The sequence below is a fragment of the Vibrio sp. OPT18 genome, assembly GCF_015163615.1.
GTDB classification, from domain to species: Bacteria; Pseudomonadota; Gammaproteobacteria; order Enterobacterales; family Vibrionaceae; genus Vibrio; species Vibrio coralliirubri.
In genome coordinates, this window is sequence record NZ_JADDYK010000023.1 from 1 (window position 1) to 2805 (window position 2805).

Consider the following 2805-nt stretch of genomic DNA (forward strand, 5'->3'; position numbering starts at 1 on the left):
TACTGTCTAGACAGAATGGTATTGAAATGATTGTTACTGACATTGGTTAGTATCAGAGTCTTGAGGACTCTTCTTGGTTGAGTAGTTCTTTAGAAAAAGAAGAAAAGAAAAAGATTTATAATGTTGTCGCATAGTCATGCTCCTCTAAGCATTATAAATCCTCCCCAGTCTTCTCTACTCACTTAATCCAGCAGACACAACTGAATCTCTTCAGTCATGCCTGCTAGGTAAGAGCATCGTGCTGTTACAGGCACTCTTTATACAATAGGGGTGAGATGAGTATTTTTTTATTTAACTCTGTTGAGGTTCAGGCTTAGGGACAAAAATTTTCTTTATATCCTTGATTTCCATCTTCGGTTCAACGTCTTGAGGTCTCTCTGCAATGAGCAGAGTGACTTCTTCATCTTTATCTACCAGTAGTTTGGTGTTCTTCTGGTTTCCACCTTCAAGTGTGAACTGGAGTATGTACTGAAAACAGAACTCTTCAAAAACTGCGACAGGAATGACAACACATTGATTGATGCGCTGCTCTCCTAGACCACTTAGCTCAAATAGCTTTTTATAGCGTGAAGCCATGTTTAGCCCTAGCGTTAAAATTAAGCGGGTTAAAACGACGTGTTGCCAGTATATAAGAGAATTATCTTGCGCTTTAGCTCCCATACCCAGCACATCGCCTAAAAAGGAGAAATCATGCAAATATTGCTTTATCTGTTGGACTGAAGGCAGTGCATCTATGACTTGCTGCTGCTTGGTAAGAGGAACTGATTTCGAGAGGGAGAGCAACTGAATAAGTCTATCACTGCATTGATTGACTTGGAGGTCACCAATACGATTGAAAGGGTGCAGCATGAGCTCAGAAGCCACCTGACAAACCCACTGGTGTAAATGGTCATGAAATCTTGGGTTGCGGAAAAAATGAATCACAGGCTGGATAGGAAAGTCCTCCATGACTTTGCCCATAACATCAGACCACGGATAAAACTTGAGCTTGCCTAGATGAGCTTTCTTACCATCAATGTCCCGTGTATCTTTGCAGGCATGGATTAAACATGTCACCTCAGTGCTTTCGTTATAGTCATAGGTAACATCGTTGAAATCCAAAAGAAGCGAGCTTACGTTCTCAAAGCTGTCTTTAAGAAAAGGGTGTTCAATGTCTAAGTAATAACTTCCTTTCGTACGCCCAAACAATTCTTTCCCGGTCATGCCTGCAATATGACGCTTCACTAAGCCTAGTTTTTTGAGAGTGTTCAATTGAGATTTAAAACGCTCCGCACTGATGTTACCCATCATCTTACGGATCTGCGTGGAGCTTATCTCTTCGATGACTCCTAGCTCATTGCTATGCAGCAGTAGCAAAGTCAGAAATAAACGATTAGATGCCCGGAACGGTTGGCGTTTTTTGATGCCGTCACTGTCATTTATCTGTGACTGAGTTTTCTCAAGCAGGTTTGAGAGTTCGTTACCCAATAGTCGCATTATCGCTGGATTTTGGGTTGCCATAACCTTTGGTAGTATCCCGAAATCATCATGACTGAGTAGTACTTTATCGGTCAACTCGTAGCAGTTTTTACCACGTCCTTTTAGTGCGTACAGCTCTCTAATCTTGATGCATTGGCTCGTTTTCAAGACTGAAAACAGAGATGACACCGTGTTGGTACTCACACCAAACTCTTCTGAAATCTCAACTATTTTCTTTCTAAATTCACTATCAAATCCATGCTTTTTGATAAGACATAATAATAAATAAATTTCTTCTGATTTCATGCGCCTTAACCACTATCAACACAGGTGATTGAGGATATAATATAGGGTATATATAACAAATTGTAACGTGTTTTATTTCATGTTTATTGATAAGTTCAAACCCGTGTAATCAAATATGTTCGAATGTTTGTTTATGATTCAGTTTGAATTTAGTCCTTAAGAGGATTACTTTGTTTCAGATACAGAGTAAACGTCGGTACATAGTGTTAGAGCCGAAGTGAAATCTTGAGATGGAAAAACGGTTAAACTGGATCGCAGTGAGGGATGGATTACTAGGACTATGGCTGGTGGACTATATCTAAGAATAACCGTCGACGTTTCTGTTTGAAGAACCAGAACTTGAACACATTAGGCCACTTTTGAAAGACCAATTACGTAAAAATTCGACTTATGACTGAATAGTATTCCATTCAATAACTAAACTAGGTATTCACATGACCAATAGCAAAATGATCAAAAGACTGGATTGGATAGACCCAAAAAATCCAGAGCAGGCAAGTTGGATCTGTACTTACCTAAAAGCAAAGAATTGGGGGAGTAATAAGGCAGACATCGAAGGGTTCATAGACCCAGTAGGGGAGTTTATAAAAGCAGCCTATGAGCTTCCAGAGAATGCGGATACACGCGAAGCTCTTCGGAACATGAAGGCTGCATGGAAGCGGTGGGAGAAAAGAGAAAAAAACCGTACGTCCAAAAAAGTTTCTGAAGGGGCGTACTCTATCTCTCTCGCTGCACGAAAAGAACTGGAGAAACTGGCAAGACAAAAAAAATCTAGTTTTAGCCAAGTAATAGAAGATTTACTAGTGAATGCTGAGGGTATTGAAAGAGTCCAGAGAGAACTCAAAAGGCAGTTAAAGAAAGGCGAACATTTTGGCCACGTTAACGTTGACTTCCTTTCTACCATCTTTTCTGACGATGTGGTAAAGGAGCAAGCTAAGCTACTTACACAAGAGCTAGAAACTCAGAAAAAGAAACAGGAAAAAGAGCACAAAGATAAGCAAAAAAAAGCACTAGCAACCATCAAAGAAAAAGCGCAAAAGA

General features: G+C 40.0%; 2 protein-coding genes. One reads left to right on the forward strand and one right to left on the reverse strand.

What is annotated here, in order from left to right; translation table 11 throughout:
* Positions 1–291: 291 nt before the first annotated feature.
* Positions 292–1764, reverse strand: coding sequence for a hypothetical protein (locus tag IQQ51_RS04415; protein ID WP_193840482.1), 1473 nt, complete (start codon positions 1762–1764; stop codon positions 292–294).
* A gap of 434 nt (positions 1765–2198) precedes the next feature.
* Here IQQ51_RS04415 and IQQ51_RS04420 point away from each other — a divergent pair.
* Positions 2199–2805, forward strand: a 607-nt coding sequence (locus IQQ51_RS04420) for a hypothetical protein (RefSeq protein WP_193840483.1), incomplete at its 3' end; no start/stop codon positions are given.